Annotated in this window: 24 protein-coding genes; 10 read left to right on the forward strand and 14 right to left on the reverse strand. The window is 66.8% G+C overall.

The window, feature by feature from the left end; translation table 11 throughout:
* Window positions 1-7 precede the first annotated feature (7 nt).
* Genes AAF184_10265 through AAF184_10275 form a run of 3 tightly spaced genes read left to right on the forward strand, consistent with a single transcriptional unit; the run spans window position 8 to window position 4,294 of the window.
* Entirely contained in the window at window positions 8-1,627 is a 1,620-nt protein-coding gene (locus tag AAF184_10265; GenBank protein ID MEO0422709.1) for a putative Ig domain-containing protein, read from the forward strand.
* An 11-nt stretch (window positions 1,628-1,638) separates the two neighbouring features.
* Entirely contained in the window at window positions 1,639-3,033 is a 1,395-nt protein-coding gene (locus AAF184_10270) for a trypsin-like peptidase domain-containing protein (protein ID MEO0422710.1), read from the forward strand.
* Between the two features lie 7 nt (window positions 3,034-3,040).
* Window positions 3,041-4,294, forward strand: coding sequence for a nucleoside transporter C-terminal domain-containing protein (locus tag AAF184_10275; GenBank protein MEO0422711.1), 1,254 nt, complete (start codon window positions 3,041-3,043; stop codon window positions 4,292-4,294).
* 35 nt (window positions 4,295-4,329) lie between these two features.
* On the opposite strand, the gene AAF184_10280 is transcribed toward AAF184_10275, so the two are convergent.
* Both AAF184_10280 and AAF184_10285 read right to left on the reverse strand, forming a co-directional pair.
* On the reverse strand, window positions 4,330-5,043 hold the full coding sequence (locus tag AAF184_10280; GenBank protein ID MEO0422712.1) for a type II CAAX endopeptidase family protein: 714 nt from the start codon (window positions 5,041-5,043) through the stop codon (window positions 4,330-4,332).
* A gap of 58 nt (window positions 5,044-5,101) precedes the next feature.
* Window positions 5,102-5,911 (reverse strand): AraC family transcriptional regulator, encoded by an 810-nt coding sequence (locus AAF184_10285; protein MEO0422713.1) that lies wholly within the window; start codon window positions 5,909-5,911, stop codon window positions 5,102-5,104.
* A 289-nt stretch (window positions 5,912-6,200) separates the two neighbouring features.
* On the opposite strand from AAF184_10285, the gene AAF184_10290 reads away from it, so the two are divergent.
* Together AAF184_10290 and AAF184_10295 are read left to right on the forward strand one after the other, a co-directional pair.
* Window positions 6,201-7,247: a hypothetical protein gene (locus AAF184_10290; GenBank protein ID MEO0422714.1), complete on the forward strand. Its 1,047-nt coding sequence runs from the start codon at window positions 6,201-6,203 to the stop codon at window positions 7,245-7,247.
* Window positions 7,248-7,358: 111 nt separating this feature from the next.
* On the forward strand, window positions 7,359-8,456 hold the full coding sequence (locus AAF184_10295) for a hypothetical protein (protein MEO0422715.1): 1,098 nt from the start codon (window positions 7,359-7,361) through the stop codon (window positions 8,454-8,456).
* Here the strand turns inward: AAF184_10295 and AAF184_10300 are convergent.
* The 4 genes from AAF184_10300 to AAF184_10315 all read right to left on the reverse strand — a co-directional run bounded on the left by AAF184_10300 (window position 8,434) and on the right by AAF184_10315 (window position 12,822).
* Entirely contained in the window at window positions 8,434-9,381 is a 948-nt protein-coding gene (locus AAF184_10300; GenBank protein MEO0422716.1) for a hypothetical protein, read from the reverse strand. The two genes, AAF184_10295 and AAF184_10300, sit on opposite strands and share 23 nt — an antisense overlap.
* The gene (locus AAF184_10305; protein MEO0422717.1) at window positions 9,368-10,222 is read right to left on the reverse strand and encodes an SdiA-regulated domain-containing protein; all 855 of its coding nucleotides are present in this window, start codon (window positions 10,220-10,222) and stop codon (window positions 9,368-9,370) included. Before AAF184_10305 ends, AAF184_10300 begins: the two co-directional genes overlap by 14 nt.
* A 167-nt stretch (window positions 10,223-10,389) precedes the next feature.
* Window positions 10,390-11,034: a DUF4956 domain-containing protein gene (locus tag AAF184_10310; GenBank protein ID MEO0422718.1), complete on the reverse strand. Its 645-nt coding sequence runs from the start codon at window positions 11,032-11,034 to the stop codon at window positions 10,390-10,392.
* 3 nt (window positions 11,035-11,037) lie between these two features.
* Window positions 11,038-12,822, reverse strand: a complete 1,785-nt coding sequence (locus AAF184_10315) for a metallophosphoesterase (protein ID MEO0422719.1) — start codon at window positions 12,820-12,822, stop codon at window positions 11,038-11,040.
* Between the two features lie 340 nt (window positions 12,823-13,162).
* Here AAF184_10315 and AAF184_10320 point away from each other — a divergent pair, with 340 nt between their 5' ends.
* Window positions 13,163-14,350 (forward strand): hypothetical protein, encoded by a 1,188-nt coding sequence (locus AAF184_10320; GenBank protein ID MEO0422720.1) that lies wholly within the window; start codon window positions 13,163-13,165, stop codon window positions 14,348-14,350.
* Window positions 14,351-14,353: 3 nt separating this feature from the next.
* Here AAF184_10320 and AAF184_10325 read toward each other — a convergent pair whose 3' ends face one another.
* Window positions 14,354-14,722, reverse strand: a complete 369-nt coding sequence (locus AAF184_10325; GenBank protein ID MEO0422721.1) for a cupin domain-containing protein — start codon at window positions 14,720-14,722, stop codon at window positions 14,354-14,356.
* Between the two features lie 70 nt (window positions 14,723-14,792).
* On the opposite strand from AAF184_10325, the gene AAF184_10330 reads away from it, so the two are divergent.
* Window positions 14,793-15,362 (forward strand): GNAT family N-acetyltransferase, encoded by a 570-nt coding sequence (locus tag AAF184_10330; protein MEO0422722.1) that lies wholly within the window; start codon window positions 14,793-14,795, stop codon window positions 15,360-15,362.
* 5 nt (window positions 15,363-15,367) lie between these two features.
* On the opposite strand, the gene AAF184_10335 is transcribed toward AAF184_10330, so the two are convergent.
* On the reverse strand, window positions 15,368-15,589 hold the full coding sequence (locus AAF184_10335; protein MEO0422723.1) for a SlyX family protein: 222 nt from the start codon (window positions 15,587-15,589) through the stop codon (window positions 15,368-15,370).
* 113 nt (window positions 15,590-15,702) lie between these two features.
* Between AAF184_10335 and AAF184_10340 the strand changes: the two genes are divergently transcribed.
* Window positions 15,703-16,488: an arginine deiminase family protein gene (locus AAF184_10340; protein MEO0422724.1), complete on the forward strand. Its 786-nt coding sequence runs from the start codon at window positions 15,703-15,705 to the stop codon at window positions 16,486-16,488.
* Here the strand turns inward: AAF184_10340 and AAF184_10345 are convergent.
* The 6 genes from AAF184_10345 to AAF184_10370 form a co-directional block, all read right to left on the reverse strand.
* Window positions 16,480-17,544, reverse strand: a complete 1,065-nt coding sequence (locus tag AAF184_10345; protein ID MEO0422725.1) for an endonuclease/exonuclease/phosphatase family protein — start codon at window positions 17,542-17,544, stop codon at window positions 16,480-16,482. The two genes, AAF184_10340 and AAF184_10345, sit on opposite strands and share 9 nt — an antisense overlap.
* A gap of 63 nt (window positions 17,545-17,607) precedes the next feature.
* The gene (locus AAF184_10350) at window positions 17,608-19,314 is read right to left on the reverse strand and encodes an amidohydrolase (GenBank protein MEO0422726.1); all 1,707 of its coding nucleotides are present in this window, start codon (window positions 19,312-19,314) and stop codon (window positions 17,608-17,610) included.
* 27 nt (window positions 19,315-19,341) lie between these two features.
* A complete protein-coding gene (tyrS, locus tag AAF184_10355) occupies window positions 19,342-20,610 on the reverse strand; it encodes a tyrosine--tRNA ligase (protein ID MEO0422727.1) in 1,269 nt (422 codons plus the stop codon).
* On the reverse strand, window positions 20,607-21,329 hold the full coding sequence (locus AAF184_10360; protein MEO0422728.1) for a dienelactone hydrolase family protein: 723 nt from the start codon (window positions 21,327-21,329) through the stop codon (window positions 20,607-20,609). Before AAF184_10360 ends, tyrS begins: the two co-directional genes overlap by 4 nt.
* 140 nt (window positions 21,330-21,469) lie before the next feature.
* Complete coding sequence (locus AAF184_10365; protein ID MEO0422729.1) at window positions 21,470-21,964, reverse strand: MarR family transcriptional regulator; 495 nt, start codon at window positions 21,962-21,964, stop codon at window positions 21,470-21,472.
* Between the two features lie 217 nt (window positions 21,965-22,181).
* On the reverse strand, window positions 22,182-22,916 hold the full coding sequence (locus AAF184_10370; protein ID MEO0422730.1) for a YceI family protein: 735 nt from the start codon (window positions 22,914-22,916) through the stop codon (window positions 22,182-22,184).
* Between the two features lie 54 nt (window positions 22,917-22,970).
* Between AAF184_10370 and AAF184_10375 the strand changes: the two genes are divergently transcribed.
* Complete coding sequence (locus AAF184_10375) at window positions 22,971-23,534, forward strand: cytochrome b (GenBank protein ID MEO0422731.1); 564 nt, start codon at window positions 22,971-22,973, stop codon at window positions 23,532-23,534.
* Window positions 23,535-23,574: 40 nt separating this feature from the next.
* Window positions 23,575-23,868: YceI family protein (locus AAF184_10380; protein ID MEO0422732.1), on the forward strand; the 294-nt coding region annotated here is incomplete at its 3' end.

The following is a 23,868-nucleotide window of genomic DNA, read 5'->3' on the forward strand; positions in this document are numbered from 1 at the left end:
GCTGGCGATGAGCAATCGCTTTTCCCGTGTCGAGCGCGTGCTGCGCCTGTTCGCCCCGATTCGACCGGGCGAGGGGCAGGGCATCGTGGTGCTGGCCCTGAACGCCTTTCTGCTGCTCACGGCGTACTACATCTTCAAGACCCTGCGCGAGGCCCTGATCCTCTCGGAGTCTGGCGCCGTGGGCAAGAGCGTGGCGACGGGACTTGTCGCCCTGGTGCTGATCTTCCTGGTGCCGCTCTACGGTGTGGTGTTCCGCCATACGAATCGTACCGAATTAGTTTACTGGGTGAATGCGTTCTTTCTGACCATGCTCGCCTGCCTCTTCGCGGTGGGCTTGGCGGGCGGCTCCGTGGCGATGCTCTACTACGTGTGGGTGGGGCTGTTCGGAGTGATGGTGATCGCTCAGTTCTGGGCCTACGCCACGGACATCTACAACGTGAAGAGCGGCCAGCGCGTCTTCCCGATCGCCGTTGCTGCGTCCTCCATCGGCGCCCTCGCCGGGTCCTGGTTTAGCCAGTACGCCTTCACCTCCCTCGCCATGGGCCCCTACGGCCTGATGATTATCGCCTCGGTGCTTTGCATTCTCAGTACGTTGCTCTACCGCCCGGCGCGTTACCTGGCGCCGGAGGACTCGCGCTGCATCGAATGCGAGTACATGAAACCGAAGGGGGAGAGCCTGTTCGGCGGCTTCGCGGTGGTGTGGGGCGATCAGTACCTGCGTCTGCTGGCCCTGTTTACGGTGATGCTCAACTGGATCAACTCCTCGGGCGAGTTCATCCTGGCCCAGGTGGTGGAGGAGCGCGCCCGGGAGATGGTACAGGCGGGGCTCACGCAGCTGAGCGTGGAGCAGTATGTGGGCGCCTTCTACGGCAGCTTCTCCTTCGCCTTCAACGCCTTGGGGCTCCTGCTGCAGCTCTTCGTGGTGTCGCGCTTGCTCAAGGCGATCGGACTGCGCCGGGCGCTCCTGATCCTGCCCGTGCTGGTGGTGCTGAGCTACAGCCTGATCCTGTTCATTCCGATCTTCTCCCTGATCCGCCTCACCAAGGTGGTGGAGAACGGCGTCGACTACTCGCTCATGAACACGGTGCGCCACGCGCTCTACCTGCCCACGGCCCGCGAGGTGAAGTACGAGGGCAAGACCGCCATCGACAGCTTCTTCTGGCGCTTCGGCGATCTGTTGCAGGCGGGGGTGATCTACGCGGGGGTGACCTGGTTCGACTTCGGCGTGCGCGCCTTCGTGCTGATGAACCTGGGGCTCGGCTTCGTGTGGCTGGGCCTGTCGGTGATCGTCGGTCGCGAGTTCGGGCGCATGACCCGTCAGAACGCACCCAACGTGGCGCCCGTGCTGGCGCGGGCGATACCGGACCATGCCGTGGCCCCGTCCAGCCGCTTCGCCTTCGAATTGGCCCAGGACACCTTCACGGACCAGGACCCCGGCGACGTCATCACCCTCAGTGCCCGCGTTGCGGGGAGTGAGCGCCTGCCACGCTGGCTGCGCTTCGACGCCGCGGCTGCGCGCTTCTCAGGGATCGCCCCGGAGCGCTTCGAGGCGCTGGATATCCGCGTCGTCGCCACCGATCTCGAGGGCCTGGAGGCCGTCGGGAGCTTTCGCCTATCGCCTGCCTAGGAATCCGTCCCATGCCCGCCCATCGCGCCCTGGTATTCGTCCTGCTGACCGCGGTCATCGTCACCGTCGCACCGCCCGTAGCAGCTCAGCGCATGCTGGGGCGGCTGAACGATTCGATTACCGAACTCTCCGAGCAGGTGGCTCCGGCGGTGGTGCAGATCCTCGTCTCGGGCTACCGCGTGGTGCCGGGGCGTGGCAGCGCGGTGCTGGTGCCCCAGCGTGGGTCCGGTTCCGGGGTGCTGGTGGATCCGAGTGGCTACATCGTCACCAACTACCACGTGATCGAGAACGGCGAGATCATCGAAGTGGCAATGACGAACCGGCCCAGGGATCAGGATGGCCGTTCCATCGTGCGGCCGCCCTCGTCGCTGCTGCCCGCCACCGTGGTGGGGGTGGATCGGGAGACGGATCTCGCGGTGCTCAAGGTGCAGGGCGAGGGACTACCCTACCTGCCCTTCGCCGATTCGGATGATCTGCGACCCGGTCAGCTAGTGTTCGCGTTCGGTAGTCCGCGCGGTCTGCAGAACTCCGTCTCCATGGGGTTGATCAGTGCCGTGGGGCGCCAGCTCTCCCCCGACGCGCCCATGGTCTACCTGCAGACCGACGCCGCCATCAATCCGGGTAACAGCGGCGGCCCCCTCGTCGACCTGCAGGGCCGCGTGGCGGGCATCAACACCTCCATATTCAGCCAATCCGGCGGTAGCGAAGGGATCGGCTTCGCCGCGCCGTCGAACATCGTCAAGACCATCTATGCGCGGATCCGTGAGGACGGGCGCATGCGTCGCGGCACCATCGCCGCCGACACGCTGACTATCTCGCCGGCTCTGGCCCGGGGGCTCGGCTTGGATCGCACCTACGGCGTGGTCATCGAAGACGCGTTCCCGGGCGGCCCGGCCGCTAAGGCGGGCTTGCTGCCTGGCGACGTGGTGGTCGCCCTCGACGGCAAGGTGATGGAGAACGCGCGCCAGTTCGACGTCAACGTCTACCTCAAGCCCATCGGCGGCAGCGTGCGCCTGACGGTACTGCGCAACGGCGGCACGGTGGAGTTGCTGGTGCCCGTGATCGAGCGGCCTGACCGGGAGATGAGCCTCGGCGGGGGTGGGGTATCCGTCGATGAGCAGCGCATCGAGCGCCTGTCGATCTTCGCGGTGACCCTCGATGAGGACACGGGCGCCTTCCTGCCGCCGACCCGGCGACCGATCGGGGTGGTGGTGGGAGCCCTGCTGCCGAGCGCCACGCCCGAGCAGACCGCCCTGCAATCCGGCGATATCATCTACTCGGTCAACGGTCGGGTGGTGGACAACCTCGACGATCTGCGACGGGAGTTGGCGAGCCAGCCGCCGGGCGCGGGTTTGGTGTTACAGGTGGAGCGCCAGCGGCGCTTGCAGTACTTGGTGCAGGAGTAGCGGTCAGGTGGGTAGTTTCCTGCACAGTGTCGTAGGCATCGTCGCGCTGTTGGCGTTTGCCGTCGCCATCAGTGAGTCCCGTGGCGCCATTCGCTGGCGTTTGCCGGTGGCGGCCATGGCGCTGCATTTCGCCCTGGCCCTGTTGTTCCTCAAGTTTCCCGCGAGCGCGGGCGTGTTCGGGTTCGTCGCTGGCGGCGTGCTGGCCCTGCAGGGGGCGAGCGAGGTGGGGGCATCGTTCGTCTTCGGCTATCTGGGCGGTGCGCCGCTGCCCTTCGAGGAGACTGAGGTGGGGTCGAGCCTCGTGCTCGCCTTTCGCATCATGCCCATCCTGCTGTTCATCAGCGCGTGGACGGCGCTCCTGTCCTACTGGCGGGTGCTGCCCGCGATCGTGCAGGCCTTCGGCTGGGCCCTGGAGCGTACCTTGGGCGTCGGTGGCGCTGTCGGGGTGGCGACGGCGGCTAACGTGTTCGTTGGGATGATCGAGGCGCCACTCTTCGTGCGCGGCTACCTGGCGCATTTGAGCCGCGGTGAGTTGTTCGCGGTGATGTGTGCCGGCATGGCGACGATCGCCGGCACCATGTTCGCCCTGTACTCGACGGTGCTGGCCCCGGTCATCCCCGACGCGCCGGGGCATCTGCTCACGGCCTCGCTGATCAGCATGCCGGCGGCGATCATGATCGCCTACCTCATGGTGCCCCTCGAGGGCCCCGCCACACCGGCCTCGGCGGAGGAGCCCTTCGAGGCGGCGAGCAGCATCGACGCGCTCACCGTGGGCACCCAGAGCGGTGTGCAGCTGTACATCGGCGTGGTGTCCATGCTGTTCGTCTTCGTGGCGAGCGCGGCGCTGATCAACAATGCCCTCGGGTTGCTGCCGGATGTCGCTGGCGCGCCGATCAGCCTGGAGCGAGTGCTCGGCGTGCTGATGGCGCCGCTGGCCCTGGCGATCGGCTTGCCCTGGGAGGAGGCGCTCACGGGCGGGTCGCTGCTCGGCAAGAAGGTCGTGCTCAACGAGTTCCTGGCCTACCTGGATCTGGCCGCCCTCAGCGATACGGACCTCTCGGAGCGCAGCCGACTGATCCTCACCTACGCGCTCTGCGGCTTCGCCAACCTGGGGAGCCTTGGAATCACGATCGGGGGCCTCGCGAGCCTGGTGCCCGAGCGGCGGGTGGAGATCATCGAATTGGGCATCAAGAGCATCGTGGGCGGCAGCCTGGCGACGGGCTTGACCGGGGCCGTCGTCGGTCTCGTGCTGCTCGTGTAGCGACGGTAAGGGACGTGGGCCCGCTGCACCGTCCGCTACACGTCCCAGTTCTTGTACATCGCCGTGAAGGTCAAGGTGTTGAACGCTGCGTGGGCGATCATCAGCGGCCATAGGTTGCGCCGGTAGGCGAGGTAGAGAACGCCGAGCGTGAGCCCGATGACGCCTGTGGTGATCAGCCCCCGCGGGCCCTGGTAGTACAGGTGACCCACCCCGAACACGAGGGCGGGCACGAACACGGTGAGCGCCGTCGCCACCCGTGAGGTGCCGAGCCCCTTGCCCAGCTGGTAGATCATGATGCCGCGAAAATAGAGCTCCTCCGCGGGGCCCGCGAACCACAGGATGGGGATCCAGCTGAGGTAGAGCGCCGTATTGCCCTGGAGATCGCCGAAGCGCATCTGTGGCCCCGTGGGGTCCCCCGCCATGAAGGCGAAGCCGAGCGACTCGCCGGCGAAGGCGATGCCTGCGCCCGAGGCCGGTATCAGAATGAAGGCGAGCAGTGTCTGCGGCAGCAGCAACAGCCATTGCTTGCGCTTGGTCAGGGCGACCAGCCCGAGGTCCGCCAGGCTGGCCCCGCGCCAGCGCAGGTAGGGCACGAACACGCTCAAGGTCAGGGCCAGGGCGATGGGGCCCGAGTAGCGCCAGATGAGCTGGTCGAGGATGGCCTTGACCAGATGGCCGATGAGCACGATGCCAGTGAACTCGATCAGCGCCAGCTGACGCGGCGTAAGAGAAGGTCTGCTGCTTGTCATCGGGTCAGTCTGCGCTGGGAGGCACCGATCAGGATTGAACGATCGTGCAGCGCGCGACCTAGGGCGTGGCGTGCACCGAGGTCAGCCAGCGTTTCGGGGCCTGGCCGTAGGTCTTCTTGAAATGGCGGGTGAAGTGGCTCTGGTCGGCGAAGCCGCAAGCGTGGGCGATGTCGACGAGGCGTCGGCCTTCGAGCAGCCCCTGACGGGCCAGGTCCAGGCGACGCATCACGAGGTAGCGGTAGGGGCTGGTGCCGAGGAGGGCGCGAAAGTCGCGCGAGAGCTGCCAGCGGCTCTGGTCGGTCACCTGCTCCAGGGTGGCGAGGTCGAAGCCCTCGAGCAGGTGGGCGTCGATGTAGTCCCGAGCGCACTCGACGGCGCGTAGGTCGGCGCTCTCGAGCGGACCCCCTGCGCAGGCTGCGTTGTCGTCGAGGTGCGCCATGCGGCGGGCGAGGTCGTAGAGCATGTCATCGTACTCGGCCGCCTCGAGGGGATGGTCCAGGTCCCCCAGGAGCATCTCCACCACCGCTTGCAGACGCCCATCGGTGCTTACCCCATCGGGCACGAAGGGCAGGGCTCGGCCGCCGAGCACGCGCTGCAGGTCGGTGGGCGCGATACAGATCGATCGGTAGCCGAAGCCCTCGTCCGTGCCGGCCTGGCCGTCGTGCAGTTCATCTGGGTGCAGCACGACGATGCCGCCCGGGGAGGAGTGGCGAAGGGCACCGCGGTAATTGAAACTCTGCACGCCGTGGGTGGTGAGGGCGATGGTGTAGGTGTCGTGGCGATGGGGCGCGTAGGCCTTGCCGTAGAAGAAGGCTTCGATGCACTCGCGCTCGCCGGCGCCCCGCCGTATCCAGCCACCTTCTGTCATAACGTCCTCTCGCCGTCCGTGGGGCTTGTGCGCCCATTCTAGTGACCTGTCACGCTAGATCGTTGAAGAATACGCGGGTGCTTTTTGCCCCTGAGCACGTTGCGCCTCCTCCCGTGGGGCCTGCCACGCTCGTCGTCGCGCCGCCCTCAGGAACGAAAAGCCCCGTGCGAATTCTTCAACGATCCAACGTGACAGGACACTAGCAGCGGTGCGTCGGCGCGACGATCGGTCGCAACCTCTCATGGTGTCGTGACATCAGAGTCGGCAGGTATTCGGATGGGGGAGATGCGTGCGGACAGCAGTCTTGAGCCTGTGGGCGCTGTGGCTTTGCCTAGGCGTCGCCATTGCGGCGCCGGCAACAGCCTCGACGCCGGTCCTGCGCGAAGTGGATCGCGTGCGCCTGGCCGAGGCCTACGCGCTGGCGCGGTCCCTACCCGATCTGTGGCCGGCCTGGGACACGGTGCCCTTCGCCGTCTTGCTGGTGACCGAGGAGGATGAGTTCCTCCTCCGCCACCCGGCGCCGCCCAAGGATGCGTTCCAGTCCCTGGGCTACGACCCCGTGCTCGAGAGCGACGTGTTGCACCGATCCGCCACCGGTCGCTTCTCCCCGGAGCTGCTCGCCACCTTCCCCGCCGTGGGGGGCGTGAACACCGTGGTGGTGGGGACGGCAGAGCGCACTGGCAAGTCGTCGACCTTGTGGGTGCTGACCCTTCTCCACGAGCACTTCCACCAATGGCAATACACGCGCGAAGACTATTATTCCGCCGTGGCGTCGCTGGACCTGGACGGAGGTGACACCACCGGGATGTGGCAACTCAACTTCCCCTTCGCCTATGAGGATGAAGAGGTAGGTGAGGCTGTCGCGCGCTATCGGTCGGATGTCGCAGCGGCCTTGGAGGCGGCCGCCGCCGCGGCGCCGGCGGAGGTGGCCAAGGGAGTGATCGAGGCCCGCGCGCACCTGCGCGCGACGCTCTCCGCGGCGGACCACCGTTACCTCGACTTCCAGCTGTGGCAGGAGGGTGTGGCCCGCTACACGGAGCTGCTGGTGGCGCGCGAGGCGATCGGCAGGCACACCCCCACCGAGGCCTTCAGCGCCCTCGCGGATGTGGTGTCCTACGCGCAGGCGCTGGCTTTGCTGGAGGCGCAGCTGGCGCGGGAACTGTCGGTCCTCGACCTCGCGCGACACCGGCGTGAGGCGTTCTATCCCTTGGGTGCCCAGGAGGCGCTACTGCTCGATCGGGTGCACCCCTTGTGGCGGGAGCGTTACTACCGCCACAAGTTCTCCCTGGGGGCGCTGCTGCCGCGGGGCGGGGCGGACACGCGCGTGGTGGAGTGATGGCGCGCGCGCCTCGCACGCCCGTCGGTCTACCTCATGCCGGTCGCGGGACCTGCCGGCTTGCGGCATTCTAGGATTCTGATTCGGTTCGTTCGACGAAGGGAGACTGCTGTGAAGGGCGCGCGCCGCGGGAGCGTCTGTATCCGCGCTGACGGTCACGCGCGCTGGATCGGCGCCGTCGCGGCGCTGTTGGCGTTCGTTCCCGCCTTGGGGCAGGACAGCTCGCCAGACCCCCTGTTTCTCAGTGACGACCCGCTAGCGCTGACGCTCACGGTCGATCTGCGTGCGTTGGAACTGAACACGGAGGCGCCGCGCGACCACCCCGCCACGCTCAGCTTCGAAAACGCCGCGGGTGCACCCATCCAGCTCGACGCCAAGCTCCGCCCGCGCGGGCACAGCCGGCGCCAGCTCTGCGACTTCCCACCCCTGCGCTTGGATCTGCCCAAGGGCGAGGTCGCCGACACGGTCTTCGCGCGCCAGAACAAGCTGAAGCTCGTGACCCACTGCGTCAGCATGGGCAAGCGCAGCCGCAATGCCCGAGCCCACGTGGCCCTCGAATACCTCGCCTATCGCATGCTGAACCGCCTCACGGAGGTGAGTTTCCTGGTCCGACCCCTGCACGTGACCTACGTGGATGCACGCTCGGGACGCGAGCACGAGCACGTCGCCTTCGTGATCGAGCACAAGCGGCGCCTGGCAGCCCGCCTCGGGTGGCCCGTGGCCGAGGTGGACCAGATCCCCAAGCCGCAGCTCGACCCGGAGGTGACCGCGCGGGTGGATCTGTTTCAGTTCCTGATCGGTAACACCGATTACTCGATCGTGGCCGGAGAGCCGGGCGAGGAGTGCTGTCACAACGCCATCGCCTTGCAGCGCGACAATCGCTACCTGCCCATACCTTACGATTTCGATATGTCCGGGCTGGTCAACAAGCCCGAGGCGAAGCCGCGCCGCAGCTTAGGGATTCGCAGCGTTCGCCAACGGCTCTACCGGGGATATTGCCGCGATGAGCGCTACCTGGACGAGGCGGTCGATCAGTACGTGGCCGCACGGGACTTGCTCATGGAGGAGGTGGCGCGGGCGGCGGAGCTCTTCGAGCTGTCCAGGGCTTCCCGCATGACGGCGGACAAGTTCGTCGACGACTTCTACACCCAGGTCTTGTTGGATCCGGGCCAGCTCGAGCGCAAGATCAAACGGCGCTGCCGCGAGTAGCGCCCTTCAGCCAGTCCGCCACCAGGGAGGCGGTGCGCGGGTGGATCAGGTAGCCGAGGGCGTTGTGCGGGTTGGGGCGCCCGTAGCGCCGCGCCAGGTTGAACACGCCGAAATCTTCGAGACGGCTGATGTAACGGTTGGCGATCATGGGTTCGAAATCGTTGGCTACGGTCATGTCGTGGCACACGTAGTCGTCTTCGGCGGCCACGTTGAACCAATGGGTGACGTTGCGGGGGTAGCGCTCCTCCACCTTGCGGGTGGCACCCAGCATGCCCTTGCGCACGGCGTCGCTCGCCAACGGCGAGCCCACCGTCAGCAGCACCTTCAGCTTGTGCTGGGGGGCGGGGTCGCGGTGGGAGAGTAGCCACAGGGACTCGAAGGCGACCACGCTGCCCATGCAGTGGGCCAGCAACAGCGTGTCTTCGCCGTTCTCCAGCGCTGGGCGCAGCACGGCGAGCAGGCGCTCGCGAATCTCCGTGGCGAAGGTCTGGTTGCGGCGGTAGGCGAGCAGCTCCGGCGCCAGCTTGCCGATGAAGGGGTCTTCGGCCCGCAGCGTATTCGCAAACGGCGCGGTTAGGTTGGCGAGCAGCTTGCTCTTCCCGGAGCGCCGCTTCATTCGGTAGTAGTACTGACTGCGGAATTGCTTGGTGTTGTCGAGGGCCGCCAATTCGGCCAGGGCGGTTTGCAGGTCGGCGAGATCGAGCTGCGCGTCGCACTTGCGTCCTAGGCCATCGAGCACGGGCTGAAGCAGGTCGCCGTAGTACACGAAGCTCGTGGTGACGGTGTCGAGCTTGGCCAGCTGCTTGGGATGATCGCGCTCGATGCCCCGTCGCAGGGCTTGCTGCCAGAGCGGTTCGAGTTCCTCCCGGGGGGGCTTGCGGCCGCGGCCATGGACCAGAATGAGGTGCTGTTTAGCGTCGGCCATAGCGCGCCAGTCGGCCCCGTTGCTTTCCGCCCTCGTCGGCGATCATGACCAGTCCATCCTCAGCGAGTGCGAGTCCCTCACTTTGACGGTGCAGGGAGGCGAAAGGTAACGGTTGCGCTTCGAGCAGGGTGAGCCTTCCCGATGCGTCCACGGCGAGCCGGGCCACGGCTTGCTGGCGGGCGGCCAGCAACCAGAGGCTGCCATCGCGCCGGTCGATGGCCACCGCCGAGGGTTGGAAGTCCTCGGTGCCCACGGCGGCGGCGAGTATATCCTCGTCGATGCTGGAGGAGGTGAGATCGTCGCCCGCCAGGGACCAGCGGTAGAGGCGTACCTCCCGTTTTCGGCCCCGTTCCAGCACGCGCTTGCAGGCCAGGAGCAGGGCGTCGCCCTGCCGATCGTAGGCGAGGCCCTCGAATTCGCAGCGCTTGCCGAGGCCGGTATCGCGGCGGGCGCCGACGGTGGTGGCGCCGTCCTCGACCGGTGCAAAGCGCAGCAGGACGCCGTCGCTGGTGAGCGCGTAGAGCGTTTCGCCCACCGCGGCCAGGCCTTCGAAGTCGCCGCGCAGGACGGGGTTGCCGACGGCGAAGCGTCGGCGGATGCCGCCGTCCTCGTAGTCGATCTCGTACACCACCGCCTGTTCGTCGTCGATGGCGAACAAGCGCTGCTGGGCATCGAGGGCGAGGCCCGAGATCTCGCGCAGGCCGTCGGGCAACGTCCATTGCAGCGGCGCCTTGGCGCCCAAGCGCACCTGTACCTCGCCGGCGCCCTCGGGGGCGGTTGGACGGGCGCAAGCGGCGGCGATCATCGAGAGGCCGGCGAGCAGGGCTAGCGCCGTGCGCATGGCCCTGGTGGTCTGTAATAGCTGAATCCGGGCCGTTGAGTGAGTCATTGATTTGCGAGATGAAGGCGCGCTGACGACGAATAGCCTGCACTATTCGGAGGAGGCGCAACGCGCATATCGTGAATCAAGGGCTTGCTCAACGGTCCGGATTCAGCTGTTACAGGCCACTACAGCTCCTCGTCGCGGGCGTCACGGCCGGAGAGGAAGTTCTGCAATCGCGACGAGGGGTCCGAGCCGTACTCGGTGATCCAAAGGCCGAGGGCCACGTAGACGAAGGCGATGGACGTGACCAGCCCAACGCCTAGCGCCGCCACGCCCGCGCCCAGCCCCACCACGATAGCGAGGAAGATGTATAGCGAGTGCACCGGGTCTTCCAGCGTGAAGCGAAAGCGTACAGCAGCGAATATTCCTGCTAGGCTGAAGGCGAGCGCCAGGCTGTTGGCCACGATCATCGCCGTGCCGGCCACCACGATGGGCAGCATCACGATGGTGAACAGGAAGGACTGATCCAGCTTCTTAGGTTTGGTGGTCATGAGGTACACCCACGAGACGGGCAACATGACCAGGGTGGCGCCGGCGATCGCCACCGCCAGGCGCACGGCGTCGAAGCCGCGGGCGAGGCCGGAGGCGACGTTCGAGGTGACCACCTCGAAGGAGTTGGCGCCGCTCGCCGCCAGGGCGTCCAGTCCCCCGAAGGGCAGCCAGGGCGCCCAGTCAGGACGGTGGGTGACCGCCCATACGAGCGACAGCAGCGCCGTGTAGTAGCAGGTGATGAGGAAGATGGGGCCGGCGGTGCGGTTCAGGCGGCGCATGGCTCATCGACCTCGGTAGTGGCCGAGGAGGGCGCTGCGGCGAGCCTCCAGGGCGCGCAGTTGGGGTTTGTTCAGCAGGGCGCTGAGGGTCTGCTCTTGGAACGCCTCATCCATTTGCTCGAGCAACGCGATGGCGACCTCGGCGGGCATGTCCGGCGCGGCGACCTCGTTGGCGCCAGCGGTGAAGGCATCGTCATGCCCGGTCAAGCGGATCGAGTACCCGGGCCTCGAGTAAGCGATTTCCTCGGCCCGCCGTGGGTGGCCGATCAGCGCGTCGAACAGGCGAACCAGGGCGAAGGGATGGCCCGCGCCGCAGTAGTTGGGCACGTTGCGCTTGGTTCGCTTGCGTTCGGGTTCGCTCAGCCAAGTGCCTTCGTTCAGACGTATGAGGACGCCCTCGCGCCCCTCGCCGCGTTCGGTCACCAAGGGCACGAAGCCGAGGCCGAGACGCTGGTCGATGCGTTGGGCGGCGATCATGCGCCGGCGCGCACGGTTGCCCACGCTGAGTACCTCGACCTCGGCTTGGGCGTCATCCAACTGCAGGGTGTTTGCCCCGGTGCCCCCTTCGATCGCCAGGTGTCCACTCTCGAAGAGTCGCTGGAGGCGGTCGGCGTCCTTGCCGCCGAAGATGGCCGGTGCTTCGGCGAGGACAGTGTCCTGTTCGCCGTCCGGGGAGAGCACGCGCGGTGCCTGGCCTTGCTCCAACAGCAGCGCTCGGGGTTGGCCGCCGTAGTACCGGTTGAGCATGCCGGTGTCGAGCAGCAGGACGCGTCCGTCGAGGCGTGAGCGAATCCTGTGATCCGCCTGAGGGGTGTGGCCGATGGCGACCCGTTGCGCCCCTAGGTGCGCGAGCGCCCGCGCCAGGGGAGCCTTCTCCAGCGCCGGGTGGCAGGCGGCATTGCCGCGATACCACAGGGGGCCTCGACCGCTGAAGAGCCCCGCGTTGGCGACCCGCTGCAGCGACTCGCGCAGCGACTTCGCCGAAGGCGGCAGGCTAGCCAATCCATCAGGTGTGCCGAGGTCGACGACGTTGCGGTCGAGCAGGTCGGCGCGCTGTAGTGATTTTTCGGCGCGTAGGGCCGTCGCTTCGCGCAGCGTCGCGTTGAGCGCCGGTACCCACTCGGCGGCGGGCGAAGAGAGGGCCTGGGGGTACAGGCCGCCGTGCACGAAGGCGGTATCGTTGATAACGGCAATGATCGGCTTGCCGAGGAGCCAGCGGCCGTAGCGGCCCTTGGGCGAGAAGGCTTCGCGGTGGGCGAAGAAGCCTGGTGGGCGCTCGCGGATCACGGCCTCGTCGCGCTTGGCGCCGCGGGTGCGCTGCAGGGCCGCTTCGCGCAGGGCGTCGTCCCGCGGGCCTGCGAAGGCGGAGTACTCCTCCTCGGCGACGTAGCGCAGGTCGCCGGTCAGGTTCATCTGCTCGTGATTGCCGATCACCACGTGCACGCGCCCGCCCGCGGCCTCGGCCTCGCCCTCGAGCTTGATGAGCAGGTCCATCACTCGCCGCGACTCGGGACCGCGATCGAGCAGGTCACCGAGGCTCACCAGGTGGGTCTGTCCGCCGATCCACCTATCGTCGCCGTCGATGATCTCGGCGAAGGTGAGCAGGGTGTGCAGGGCGTCGTAATCGCCGTGCACATCGCCGAAGGCGATGACCCGTTCCACGCCCTGCCAGCGCCAATCGGGCGCCTCGTCAGCGACCGCGCCGGCGCAGGCCAGGAAGAGGGTCCATAGCGCAGCGGTGACCGTCTTCCAGCCGCGGGTGCATCGCGTTGTGCCTCGAGCGCTCAAGCAGCCTCTCCGTGTCCGTAGCGATCGTGATGGCCGTTGGGCGTAGCGTGACGCCTCAGGCAGGGTCAAGTCCACTAGGGAAGCTCTCCACAAGTCCGCCCACTATGCCTGCGCACCAGCGGCGCGATCTCAGCGTTGCGCAAAGCCACCTGTAGCTGCGGCTACAGATGGCTTCACGCGCCTCGATCTCACGTCGCTGGAAGCACAGGGCTGGCGGCCCGACTTATGAGCTTCCCAGCCGACGCTACCCTGGGCGTGCGCCGCTCGGCGGCAGCGCGTCGAAAGGGATGGCCGCGGTGCGTAAGCTAAGCGACCTGCTGAGCCTGGCGAAGGAACTGATTTGCGAACCCTCGTGCTACTGATGGTGGTGTTGCTGCTATTGCTGCTGGGACTCGTCGGTTGGTTCGGGGGTTCCGTGGGCGCGGGGCTATCGGTGCCGCCCACGGTGATGACGTCCGACGATGCGCAAGCGACCTCTTCCCCTGCGCCCGTGCAGCCAGCGGAAGCTCCCCAGCAACAGGAAGACGCTGACTGCGCCCGCGCGAAGGGTATCCAGGCGCGCTTGAGCGACATGATGGGGCGCAGCTTATCGTTCATGTTGGCGGCGCAGGATTCGCTGATGGGTGAGGTCGATCGCTGGCCCGCCCAGCTCGAGGGCAGCACGGACCCGGAGGCCCTCTACGTGGCCGCGGGCGGTGGGCTGGGTAGCAATCTCGACTTGATGCCCATCGGCGAGAGAGTCGCGCGCTTGAATGCCGCCCTCGCCGTGGACGCCACTAACCCGATGTACCTCTCGTCGCTCCTGAACCTCTGCCGTCAGCATCCTTCAATCGCCGGTTGCGATCTCCCTGATGTGGAGCGTCGCCTCGCTGAGTTCGATGGCGACAACGGCCTTAGCTGGGCGCTCATCGGCGCCAGCTGCGCGGCGCGCGAGGACGTACCTTGCGTCGTCGAGGCGATGGAGCGCGCATCGCAGGCACCCAACTTCCGCGACTACTACCTCGATCGCGTTTTGCTGGCGGAGCGGGTAATGGGGGCGGCGGGGTTGAGCTTCCCGATGCGTTCTATGGCGTCCTTTGGATTTGCTGCGAGTGACTTGCTATCAGGCGCGGACTCCATCCGCGCCTGTCGCGTGGCCGAATCCCCGCAGCTGGACTATGCGTGTTTTCGTTTCGGTCAGCGCTTGGAGGCGCAGGCCCACATCATGATCACGCAGCTGCATGGTCGGGCCGTGTTGGCCGACGCCTCGAAGCGACTCGGCGATGAACAGGTGCTCAACGGGCTTGCCGAGCGCGGCCAGCGCTCGAACGATGCGCTCGCCGCGGCGTTCGGCGACGAGGAGCAGGCCGTGACCAACGATGTGTTCTCGGCCCGCCTGCTCTGGGATCGGGAGTTCTTCCTCGAATTCGTGGCCCACATGCGGGAGGTGGGCGAGCGCCAGGCCTATCTCGACGGCGCTACGGGCTGGGGCACGGGGCCATCGCACTGCCTCACGCCGATGGCGCCCCTGATGGAGGACGATACCTGAGGGCTACCGCAGCTGCTCTTCGACGGAGCGGGTTTGCGAGGTCACCTTATCGCCCGTGTGCAGGGTCGACTTGCGCTCGATCAGCATCACCTGGCATTCCTCTTCGGCGATCGGGTTGTGCATCACCCCGCGCGGCACCACGTAGAGATCGCCCGGGTTGAGCACCACCGTCTCGTCCTCCAGCTCGATCTTCAGCTGGCCGCTGAGCACGTAGAACAGTTCGTCCTCGTCCTCGTGGCAATGCCAGGTGAAGGTGCCGTGCAGGCGCGCCACCTTCACGTAGTGCTCGTCGAAGGCCGCGACCACTCGCGGTGACCAGGTGTCTTCGAGACCGGCGGCAACGGTCTTGGGGCTGATCGCTGATGTGCTCATCGGTGCGGACTCCTCAGGCGCGACTACGCCGGCTACTATGCCATCGAGCATTAGCGGAGGGGACACGAAGATGAGTGCGACGCCGATCGTGCTGCGCACGCCACGGCTGCTCATGCGCCAATGGCGTGAGGAGGACCTGGCGGTGCTGATCGCCATGGGCGAGAGTCCCAAGGTCATGGCGCACTACCCCTCCACCCTCACGCCCGTGCAGTGCGAGGCCATGTGGCAGCGCCTATACGAGGGTATCGCCGAGCGGGGTTGGGGCCTTTGGGCCACCGAAAGACTGGATACAGGCGAGCTGATCGGGTTCGTCGGCATCACACCGCCTCGGCACCGTACGCCCTACGATCCCTGCATTGAGATCGGTTGGCGCCTGCTGGAGAGCCATTGGAGGCAAGGGTTCGCCACCGAAGCCGCCCAGGCGGCGCTGCGCTTCGGCTTCGAGGAACTCGCCCTGGGCGAGATCCTGGCGTGGACCTCCTTGGGCAACCAGCGATCGCAGGCGGTGATGGAGCGCCTCGGCATGATCCGCGACGAGACGACCTTCGAGCATCCGGCGCTACCGCCCGGCAGCCATCTGCGCGAGCACTGCGTGTATCGACTGAGCGTCGCGCGCTGGCGTGAGGCGCCCCCCCACTGAGACCACTAGTAGTGCGGGGGCGGCGCGTCGTCCTCGCGCTGAGGTGACGCCGCGTCTTGCAGGGCTTCGCGCAGGCGGGTGTTGAGGTGCTCGATCTGCTGGCGCAGGGCGGCGATGTCGCGCGCCTGCTGGGCGAGGACATCGCTCAGGGTGTTTTGAGCGTCCTCCTGGAAGGCCTGGCGGCTTTCCAGGTCGGCGAGTCGCCGTTCCACCTCGCTGTCGTTCATCCGCGCTTCCTCGTATCGCCGGGAACTAAGGATAGTACCGGGGCTGGAGGCTCTCGTTCGAGCGCCACGGTGGGTTAGGCTGCGCGGCGTACTCACTCGAAGTTGATCGCCCCATGTTCACCCACGCCATCGTCCGCCCGCCCGCCGCCAACCTCACCCAGGCCCTGACCACGAGCTCCCCCCTGGGGGTGCCCGACCCGGCCTTGGCGGCGCGTCAGCATCAGGCCTATGTGGAGGCCCTGACGCGCTGTGCGATGGAGGTGCACCGCCTGGAGCCCGCGGCGGACTTCCCCGACGGCCCCTTCGTCGAGGACACCGCCCTGCTCACGCCGCGAGGCGCGGTGATCACCCGGCCGGGCGCGCCGTCCCGTCGCGACGAGGCGGCCCTGAATCGGCCAGCGATCGAAGGCTACTTCGATGAGGTGTTCGCGATCGAAGCCCCGGGCACGCTGGACGCGGGCGATGTGATGATGGTGGGCGATCACTACTACGTGGGCCTCTCCGAGCGCACCAACGCGGAGGGCGCGCGACAACTCGGCGCGATCCTCGCCCGTTGGGGCTACGCGGCCAGCACGGTCCCCCTCGCGGACGGCCTTCACCTCAAGAGCAGCGTGAGCTACCTCGAGCACGGCCACCTGCTCATCACCGAGGCCCTCGCCGGCCAACCGGCCTTCGCGTTGTTTACGCAGGTGATCGTGCCGGAGGAGGAGACCTACGCCGCCAACACCCTGTGGGTGAATGAGACCCTGCTGGTGGCCGAGGGCTTCCCGCGTACGCTGGCGCGACTTCGTGATGCCATGGCGTTGCCGATCATCACCTTAGGCATGGGCGAATTCGAGAAGGTGGACGGTGGCCTTAGCTGCCTGTCCCTACGCTTTCGCCCCACGCGCTCAGCGTGACGAGGTCAGCGCCAGGGTGACCAGCAGCGGCAGGTGATCGCTGAGTTCCCCAGCCTCGTGGTACACGCGCGCCTCGCGTACCTCGAAGCCCGTGCCGACCAGGGCGTGGTCGAGCGTGCGCGAGGGTTCGGTGGACGGGAAGGTGTAGTGGGCGCTCGGGTTGCGACGGTAGTCGCGCGCGGACACCACGTCGCGTATCTCCCCGATACTGCGCAGCATCAGCAAGGTCTCATCGCCGAGGAAGTTCGCCGTCGGCTGGTCGACGAAGCCGGCCTGCACGGGCGCTTCCGGCGGTAGCGCATTGAAGTCTCCCGCCAGCACCGTGAGCGCCGGCACCTGCCCGCGCAGGCGCTCGGCCAACATCCATGCTTGGCGCACCCGGTTGACGCCGTCGAAGGCCTCCAGGTGCAGGTTGAGCAGTTGCACTTCGCCGAGGGGCGTCGCCGCCTTCACCTCCTGCGCGTAGCGAAAGAGGTAGAACAGGTTGTAGTGCGGTGCGTTGCTCTCGGGCTTTGGCAGTAGCTCTACCCGATGATCGCTCAGGGGGAAGCGACTCAGGATGGCGCCGCCCGAGGACATGCGGCCGAAGTGATCGGCGGGTGGCCAGTAGGGGAAAGGCACCCAGTTGGCACGCCAGCTCACCGCCTCGGCCACGTAGGGCAGGCCGGCGGCCTCGGCGATCGCGCGGGCCTGATTCTGGTGATAGCTGCGCGTAGCGTCGAAGTCGATTTCCTGCAGCAGCACGATGTCCGCGCTCGCCTCGCGCACGACGGCCGCCATCGCCGCCATCGTCTGCTCGAAGTGCTCCTTCGGCTTCTTCGGTCCCGCACCGGCCGAGCCCTCACCGTAGCCCCAAGCGACGTTCCAGATCAGCAGTCGCAGCGTTTGCGTGTCGTGGGGCGTTGTCGGCGTCAGCGCGTCGACTTGCGTTACCGCTGCCTCGAAGGTCTTCGGCGGTTGCAGGCCGCCCGCCATCCACAGGACGGCCATGAGGAGCAGGCCGGGCATCAGGGCCAAGGCGATCGCTGCGTAGCGAAGACGAAAGCGTATGCGCATGGATGTCAGGTCTCGTCGAGCCGTTCGAGCTGAAGACAAAGGCCCTGGTGAGCGAAGGGCGGATCAGCGTTGGAAAACGACATCGCCGCCGACCATGGTGAGGGTGACCCGCGTCGCGCCAATTTGCTCGGGCGCGATGTCGAAGAGCTGCTGATCGATAACCACCAGGTCGGCAAGCTTACCCACCTCCAAGCTGCCGAGGCGGTCCTCCTGCTGCATGAGGTAGGCCGCGTTGATGGTGTAAGCGCGAATCGCGGCATCCAGCGTAGGCAGGCTCTGATCGCCCCGCGTGAGGGAGTTCTGCATGCCCACGAAGGGCGACAGGGCGCCCACGTCGTAGTCGCTACTCAACACTACCCGAGCCCCCGACTCCCACAGGTCGCGCAGGCGCAGCACCCGCTCCATCGCGCGACGCGCACCCAGATAAGGACGGTAGAAACGTGTCTCCGGCGGCAGGACGAAGGATGAGGACATCTGCACGTCGGCCACCACGTCCAGGGCGACGAAGCGAGGGATGTCCGCCGGGGCGACGATCTCCAGGTGGGTCAGGCGATGGCGTCGACCCAGGTCGCCGTTGGCCTGGCGTGCGCTGGCGATGGCATCCAAGGCCTCGCGCACGCCCCGGTCACCGATCGTGTGGATGTGGAAATCGAAGCCAATCGGTTCGAGCTCCGTGATGTAGCGCGTGAGGCGCGCACGATCGAAGTAGTTCAAGCCCCTTGGCGAGGCGAGCTGATAGTTTCGATAGGGGGCGAGAAGGGCAGCGCTGGTGTGGGAGACTTCGCCGTCTGCGTAGGCTTTGATCTGTGTGAAGCGCAGGCGCGGGTGGACGGACGCGTCGTAGAGCGAGCGTAGTGCGGCGATCTGCTCGTCGTCATTTAGGTAGGGGTAAGCCCATAGGCCGAGGAGGGCCCGCGCCGTGAGGTCCCCGCCGTCGGCGACTGTGCGGTAGGCCTCTAGGTAGCCGCGGCGCCAGTGGGCGCGGGCGTCGGCGAAGCTCGTAATGCCGTTGCGATTCATCGCGACCAGACTGTCGCGCACGGCGCGTTCGTTGAGTGCCTGCATAGCCGGCGAGGGCGCGAAGGCCAAGTCCATCACGATCTCCCCGGCGCCGTCGAGGAGCAAGCCCGTCGGTTCGCCGGACTGCGGATCGCGCAGGATGACGCCCCCTGGTGGATCCGCCGACTCGGCATCGAAGCCGGCGGCAGCGAGGGCGAGGCTGTTGGCCCACACGGAGTGGGAGGTGCCCTCGAGCATCGCGGCGGGGCGGTCGGGGATCGCCTCGTCGAGAATCTCCACCGGGGCGCGGCCCCCCTCGGCCTGTGCTCGCAGCATGTTGGTGATGCTGTGGCCGAAGCCAAGCACCCAGTCAGTACCGATCTGACGCGTCGCGCAGTCTTGCAGGCGAGGGATGTAGGACTCGGGTGGATGCCCCCCGGGTAGGAAGCAGGTCCAAGCGCCGTGAAATGCCTCGAGGGGATGCAGGTGGCTGTCGTGCAGGCCCGGCAGCGCCATCGCGCCATCGAGGTCGATCACCCGTGTACCCTCACCCTGGAAACGACGCGCCTGCGCCGTAGTGCCGGCGAAGACGATGACCCCGGCATCGATCGCGAGCGCCTCCACCCAGGGCTGGGATCCATCCACCGTGTAGATGCGCCCATTGAGCAGTAGCGTGTCGGCGACAGGCTCAGCGGCAATCGCCACCGAAACGCCCCCGTTCAGGAGGCACAGGGCAGCACCGAAAAGGGGGGCGAGGAATCTCGGTCGCATCGATGCCACCTCCGTGTGGCGGTCGTGTTAGTTCGGCTTCAGCAGCGCATGACGCTTGCGGCCCGCGCTCAGCTTGATCACCCCGTCGCCATCCAGGCGAGTCGCATCCAGGCGCGCCTTGGGATCGGTGATCGGCTCATCGTTGACCTTGATGGCATTGCCGGTGACCAAGCGTCGTGCCTCGCTGTTCGATCCTGCGAGACCCGCCTGGCGTAGGGCGTCGAGGATGCCCATACCCTCGCCCTGCAACTGGGCCAGCGCCACCTCGATCGTGGGCAGGCCCTGCGCTGCCGCGCCCTGCTCGAAGGCCTGGGCCGCCGTTTCCGCCGCCTGCTGCGCCGATTCCGCGCCGTGAGCGAGGGTGGTGATCTCCGTGGCCAGACGCTTCTTCGCTTCGTTGATCTGCGCACCTTCGAGGGCGCTCAACTGGTCGATCTCCTCGATCGGCAGTTCCGTGAACAGGCGCAGGAAGCGCCCGACGTCGGCGTCTTCCGTGTTCCGCCAGTACTGCCAGAACTCGTAGGGCGAGAGCATCTGGGGGTTCAGCCACACGGCGCCGCTCGCCGTCTTGCCCATCTTGGCGCCGGAGGAGGTGGTGAGCAGTGGCGTGGTGAGGGCGAAGAGCTGGGCGCCCTGTACGCGGCGGCCGAGGTCGATCCCGGTGACGATGTTGCCCCATTGATCGGAGCCGCCCATCTGCAGGGACACGTCGTAGCGACGGCTCAGCTCGGCGAAGTCGTAAGCTTGCAGAATCATGTAATTGAATTCGAGGAAGGAGAGCGAGCTCTCCTCCCGCGCCAAACGCAGCTTCACCGAGTCCATGGTCAGCATGCGGTTGACGGAGAAGTGGCGTCCGTAGTCGCGCAGGAAGTCGATGTAGTTGAGATCGAGGAGCCAGTCCGCGTTGTTCACCATCACGGCGTCGGTGGGGCCGTCGCCGAAGGTCAGGTAGCGGGCGAACACCTCGCGGATGCCCGCCAGGTTGGCCTCGATCTGCTCCTCGGTGAGCAACTTGCGTGCCTCATCCTTGCCCGAGGGATCACCGACGCGGGTGGTGCCGCCACCCATCAGCACGATCGGCCGGTGGCCACAGCGCTGCAACCAGCGCAGCAGCATGATCTGCACCAGGCTGCCGGCATGCAGGCTCGGCGCCGTGCAGTCGAAGCCGATGTAGGCACTGATCACCCGTTCGCCCGGTTTGGCGAGGGCGTCGTCCAGCGCTGCCGGATCGCTCAGCTGGTGGATCAGGCCGCGGGCGTCCAGGGCCTGTAGAAATTCGGACCGGTACTGACTCACGGGAACAGCTCCGCCAGGAAGGACTGGACCGCGATCCAGGAGCGGCGCTCGGCGTCTTCGCTGTAGGCGATACCAGCGCCCGGATCGTTGGCGCCGGGTTTGCTGAAGCTGTGCAGCGTGTGCCCGTAGGCGTGGATCTGCCAATCCGCCTTCGCCTGGGTCAGTTCGCCGGCCAGCCCGACCATGGCTTCCGGTGGTGCCATGGGGTCGTCGTAGCCGTGGAGCACCAGGACCTTGGCGGTGATCTGCGGCGGTAACCCGTACTGCTCCGGGGGGTGAAACAGGCCGTGGAGACTGACCACGCCGGCCACGTCGGTGCCAGAGCGCGCGAGATCGAGCACGCACAAGCCCCCGAAGCAGTAGCCGATTGCCGCGACGCGGGTGCCGTCCACCTCTGCCTGCTCACGGGCGGCCGCCAGCGCCGCCTGCAAACGCGCTTGCAGCCGCTGTCGGTTGTCGAGCAGGGGTTGCATCAGGGCGGTGTTCTCGTCCGCGTTGCTGCCGCGTACACCCTTGCCGTAGACATCGATTGCGATGCCCACGTAGCCCAAGGCAGCGATGGCTTGGGCGCGCTCCTCCTCGAAGTCACTGCGCCCGCCCCACGCGTGGGCGATCAGCACAGCGGGGCGTGACTGCTCGACGCCGTCGGGCGCCACCAGCAGCGCATCCATGGTCAGGCCATCGTGTTGGTAGTCGAAGTGGCGGGGAGAACGGGCCATGTCGGTGAGCGCTCGCGGTTACCCAGGGTAGTGCCGCGAGGGTAGCCGGAGCGCCGCGGGGTTACCAGCATTGAACAGGCCGCGCTGAGGCGCGGCCTGCAGTGTGTGCTGATGGAGCGTTGGAGCGGCTGGGGGCGGGACTACTGCTCGTCGCCGAGCTCGTGCTCCAGGTAGCGTCGCAGCTTGTCGATCGCGCTGTTCAAGCTCTTGCGCTCCTGCTGCGACAGCTGGGCCATCAACTCGTCGTTGAAGCCGTCTCGGTGGGGATACACCTTCTTTACGTGGTCGACGCCGCGCTTGGAGAGGGTGAGCACCACCCGACGGGCATCCGACTCGTGGGCCTCTCGCAGCACCAGGCCACGATCGGCGAGCGCTTGCACCGAGCGGGAGATCTGCGCCTTGTCGGTGAGCGTGCGCTGGGCGAGTTCTGCCACCGTGCTGCTGCCGTTGTAGGCGAGCTGCCCGAGGATGCGCCACTCGGCCATGCTCAGGTTAAATCGATCGCTCAGGAAGTTCGCCGAGTAACGGCTCATCAGTTTGTAAAGTATCGCGTAACGGTAAGCCGTCAAACGTTCGAGGTTGTAGGCTTCGTCGCCCACCAGCGACTGCTGGCGGCGGGAGTTCTTCTTGGCCATGCGTTCTTCGAAATCAGGGGTCAGTTGGGGGCGCAAAGATTAGCAGTCTGGGCGCTTGCGAACAAACGTATAAGCAAACGCACGTGGTTGATTGCACCCGGCTAGGTAGTTGTACGGACAGCTAGGGAGCGAGGTAGCTGGCAGGCGAGCATTTCGATGACTTTGCCTACCATCACCATCCGGATATTCGGCGGTGCGCACGCGCTGGATTCGATGATCATCCACCGGCCGGCGCGGCGACGATCGAATAGTACATTTGCAGCTCTTCGCGAACGCGTAGCGCGCCAAGCATTACGCTGAAGGGCTGCAGGCCTAGCTGCTCATGGGAAACGGTGATCTGGCCTTGCGCGACCAGGCGGTCCCCGTCCTCGCGCACCAGGAGTGGGAAGCTCACGGGCCGAGGGATGTCGCCCACAACGACCTGAGCGTGCAGCGTGAGGTTCGGCCACTCGCCCTCCACATCGATCGTGCTCACGGTCACGGCCGGGAAGTTGGCGGCGTCGAGGAGGTCGGCGCCGAGCATGTTTTCCTGCGTGCCGGCGATCGCCTCGGCCGTGGGCTCGGTGGCGAACGCCTCCCCGGCCGCTTCCCGGCGCGCCGGGTCGTCCACGACCAGCGAGACCTTATCGATGACGAGTTCTACCACCGACTCGTCGGGGCGATCCGCCAGCCACAGATCCCCTTCGATCGCGGTGGAAGCGATCACGTGGTTGTGGCCCAGGCGCGCCAAACGCCCGTCGCGAAAGACGTGGATCTCCACATCCGACTCGCCGGGGACCACGCGGTAGTGCTGCGCACCGCTGGCGGGGGTCGCTCGGGCGGCTCCCGTCGGGGGTTCCCCGGGCGCGGGGCTTTCGTCCACCGTGCCGACGCAACCTGCGAGCGCGAACAGCGCGAGCGCGCAGACGCTCGTACCACGACGGGCGAGCCTTGCCGTGGTGCTTGTGTACACTGCGGCGCTCGTGGCCCCGCCCTGTCGGGCTGCCCGTGTGAGGAGGACACCCGAATGAGCGGCCACGAGGTCGAACCGCGATCGAAATTTCATGCTATCTCCCGCCTATTCCATTGGGGTGTGGCCGCGCTGATCTTGCTGCAGATCCCCCTGGCCTACCAGATGATGGCCATGGATCTTGGGCCCGATAAGTTCTCCGCGTACGCACTTCATAAGTCCTTGGGGATGACCGTGTTCATCGCCTCGGCGCTGCGTCTTGCCTGGCGATCGATCACGCCGCCGCCGGCACTGCCCTCGAGCATGTCCGCGCGAGAACGCTTGCTCGCCCGGGGCGCGCACGTGGCGCTCTACGTGGTCACCCTAGCCATGCCGATCGCGGGGTGGTGCTACTCTTCCGCCGCCGCGTTCAGCGTGAGCTACTTCGGTCTGTTCACTCTGCCGGACCTGGTGCCCCCGAGCGAGACGCTCGAGGTGGTGTTCGAGTGGACCCATCGCCTGCTCGCCTACGCGTTGTTCCTGCTCTTAGGGGCGCATCTGCTCGCCGCGGGGTTTCACCACTGGGTTCGTCGGGACAACGTGCTGCTCAGCATGCTTCCCTTCATCAAGTTGAGGTCATGACGTTTTGTGCTTCAAACGCTTGAGTCGCTCGGCTCCTTGTATGTTCCTCCTCAAGGGGCTAACGGTTCTCGCCCTGTGCGCATCGCCCGCCGCGTGGTCGGAGGCCGTGACCTACGCCCTCGATGCCGAGGGCAGCGAGCTGCGCTTCATCGGCCTTCAGCAAGGCGCGCCCTTCACGGGACGCTTCGAGACCTTCAGCGCCGAGGTGGTATTCGATCGCGAGGCGCCGTCGGCCGGGCGAATCGATGCCGAGGTCGACGTGCGGTCCGCTGACAGTCGCAACCGCGATCGTGACGAGTACATGCAAGCCCGCGACTTCTTCTACTCGCGCAAG

The organism is Pseudomonadota bacterium (genome assembly GCA_039815145.1).
GTDB lineage: Bacteria > Pseudomonadota > Gammaproteobacteria > Steroidobacterales > JBCBZW01 > JBCBZW01.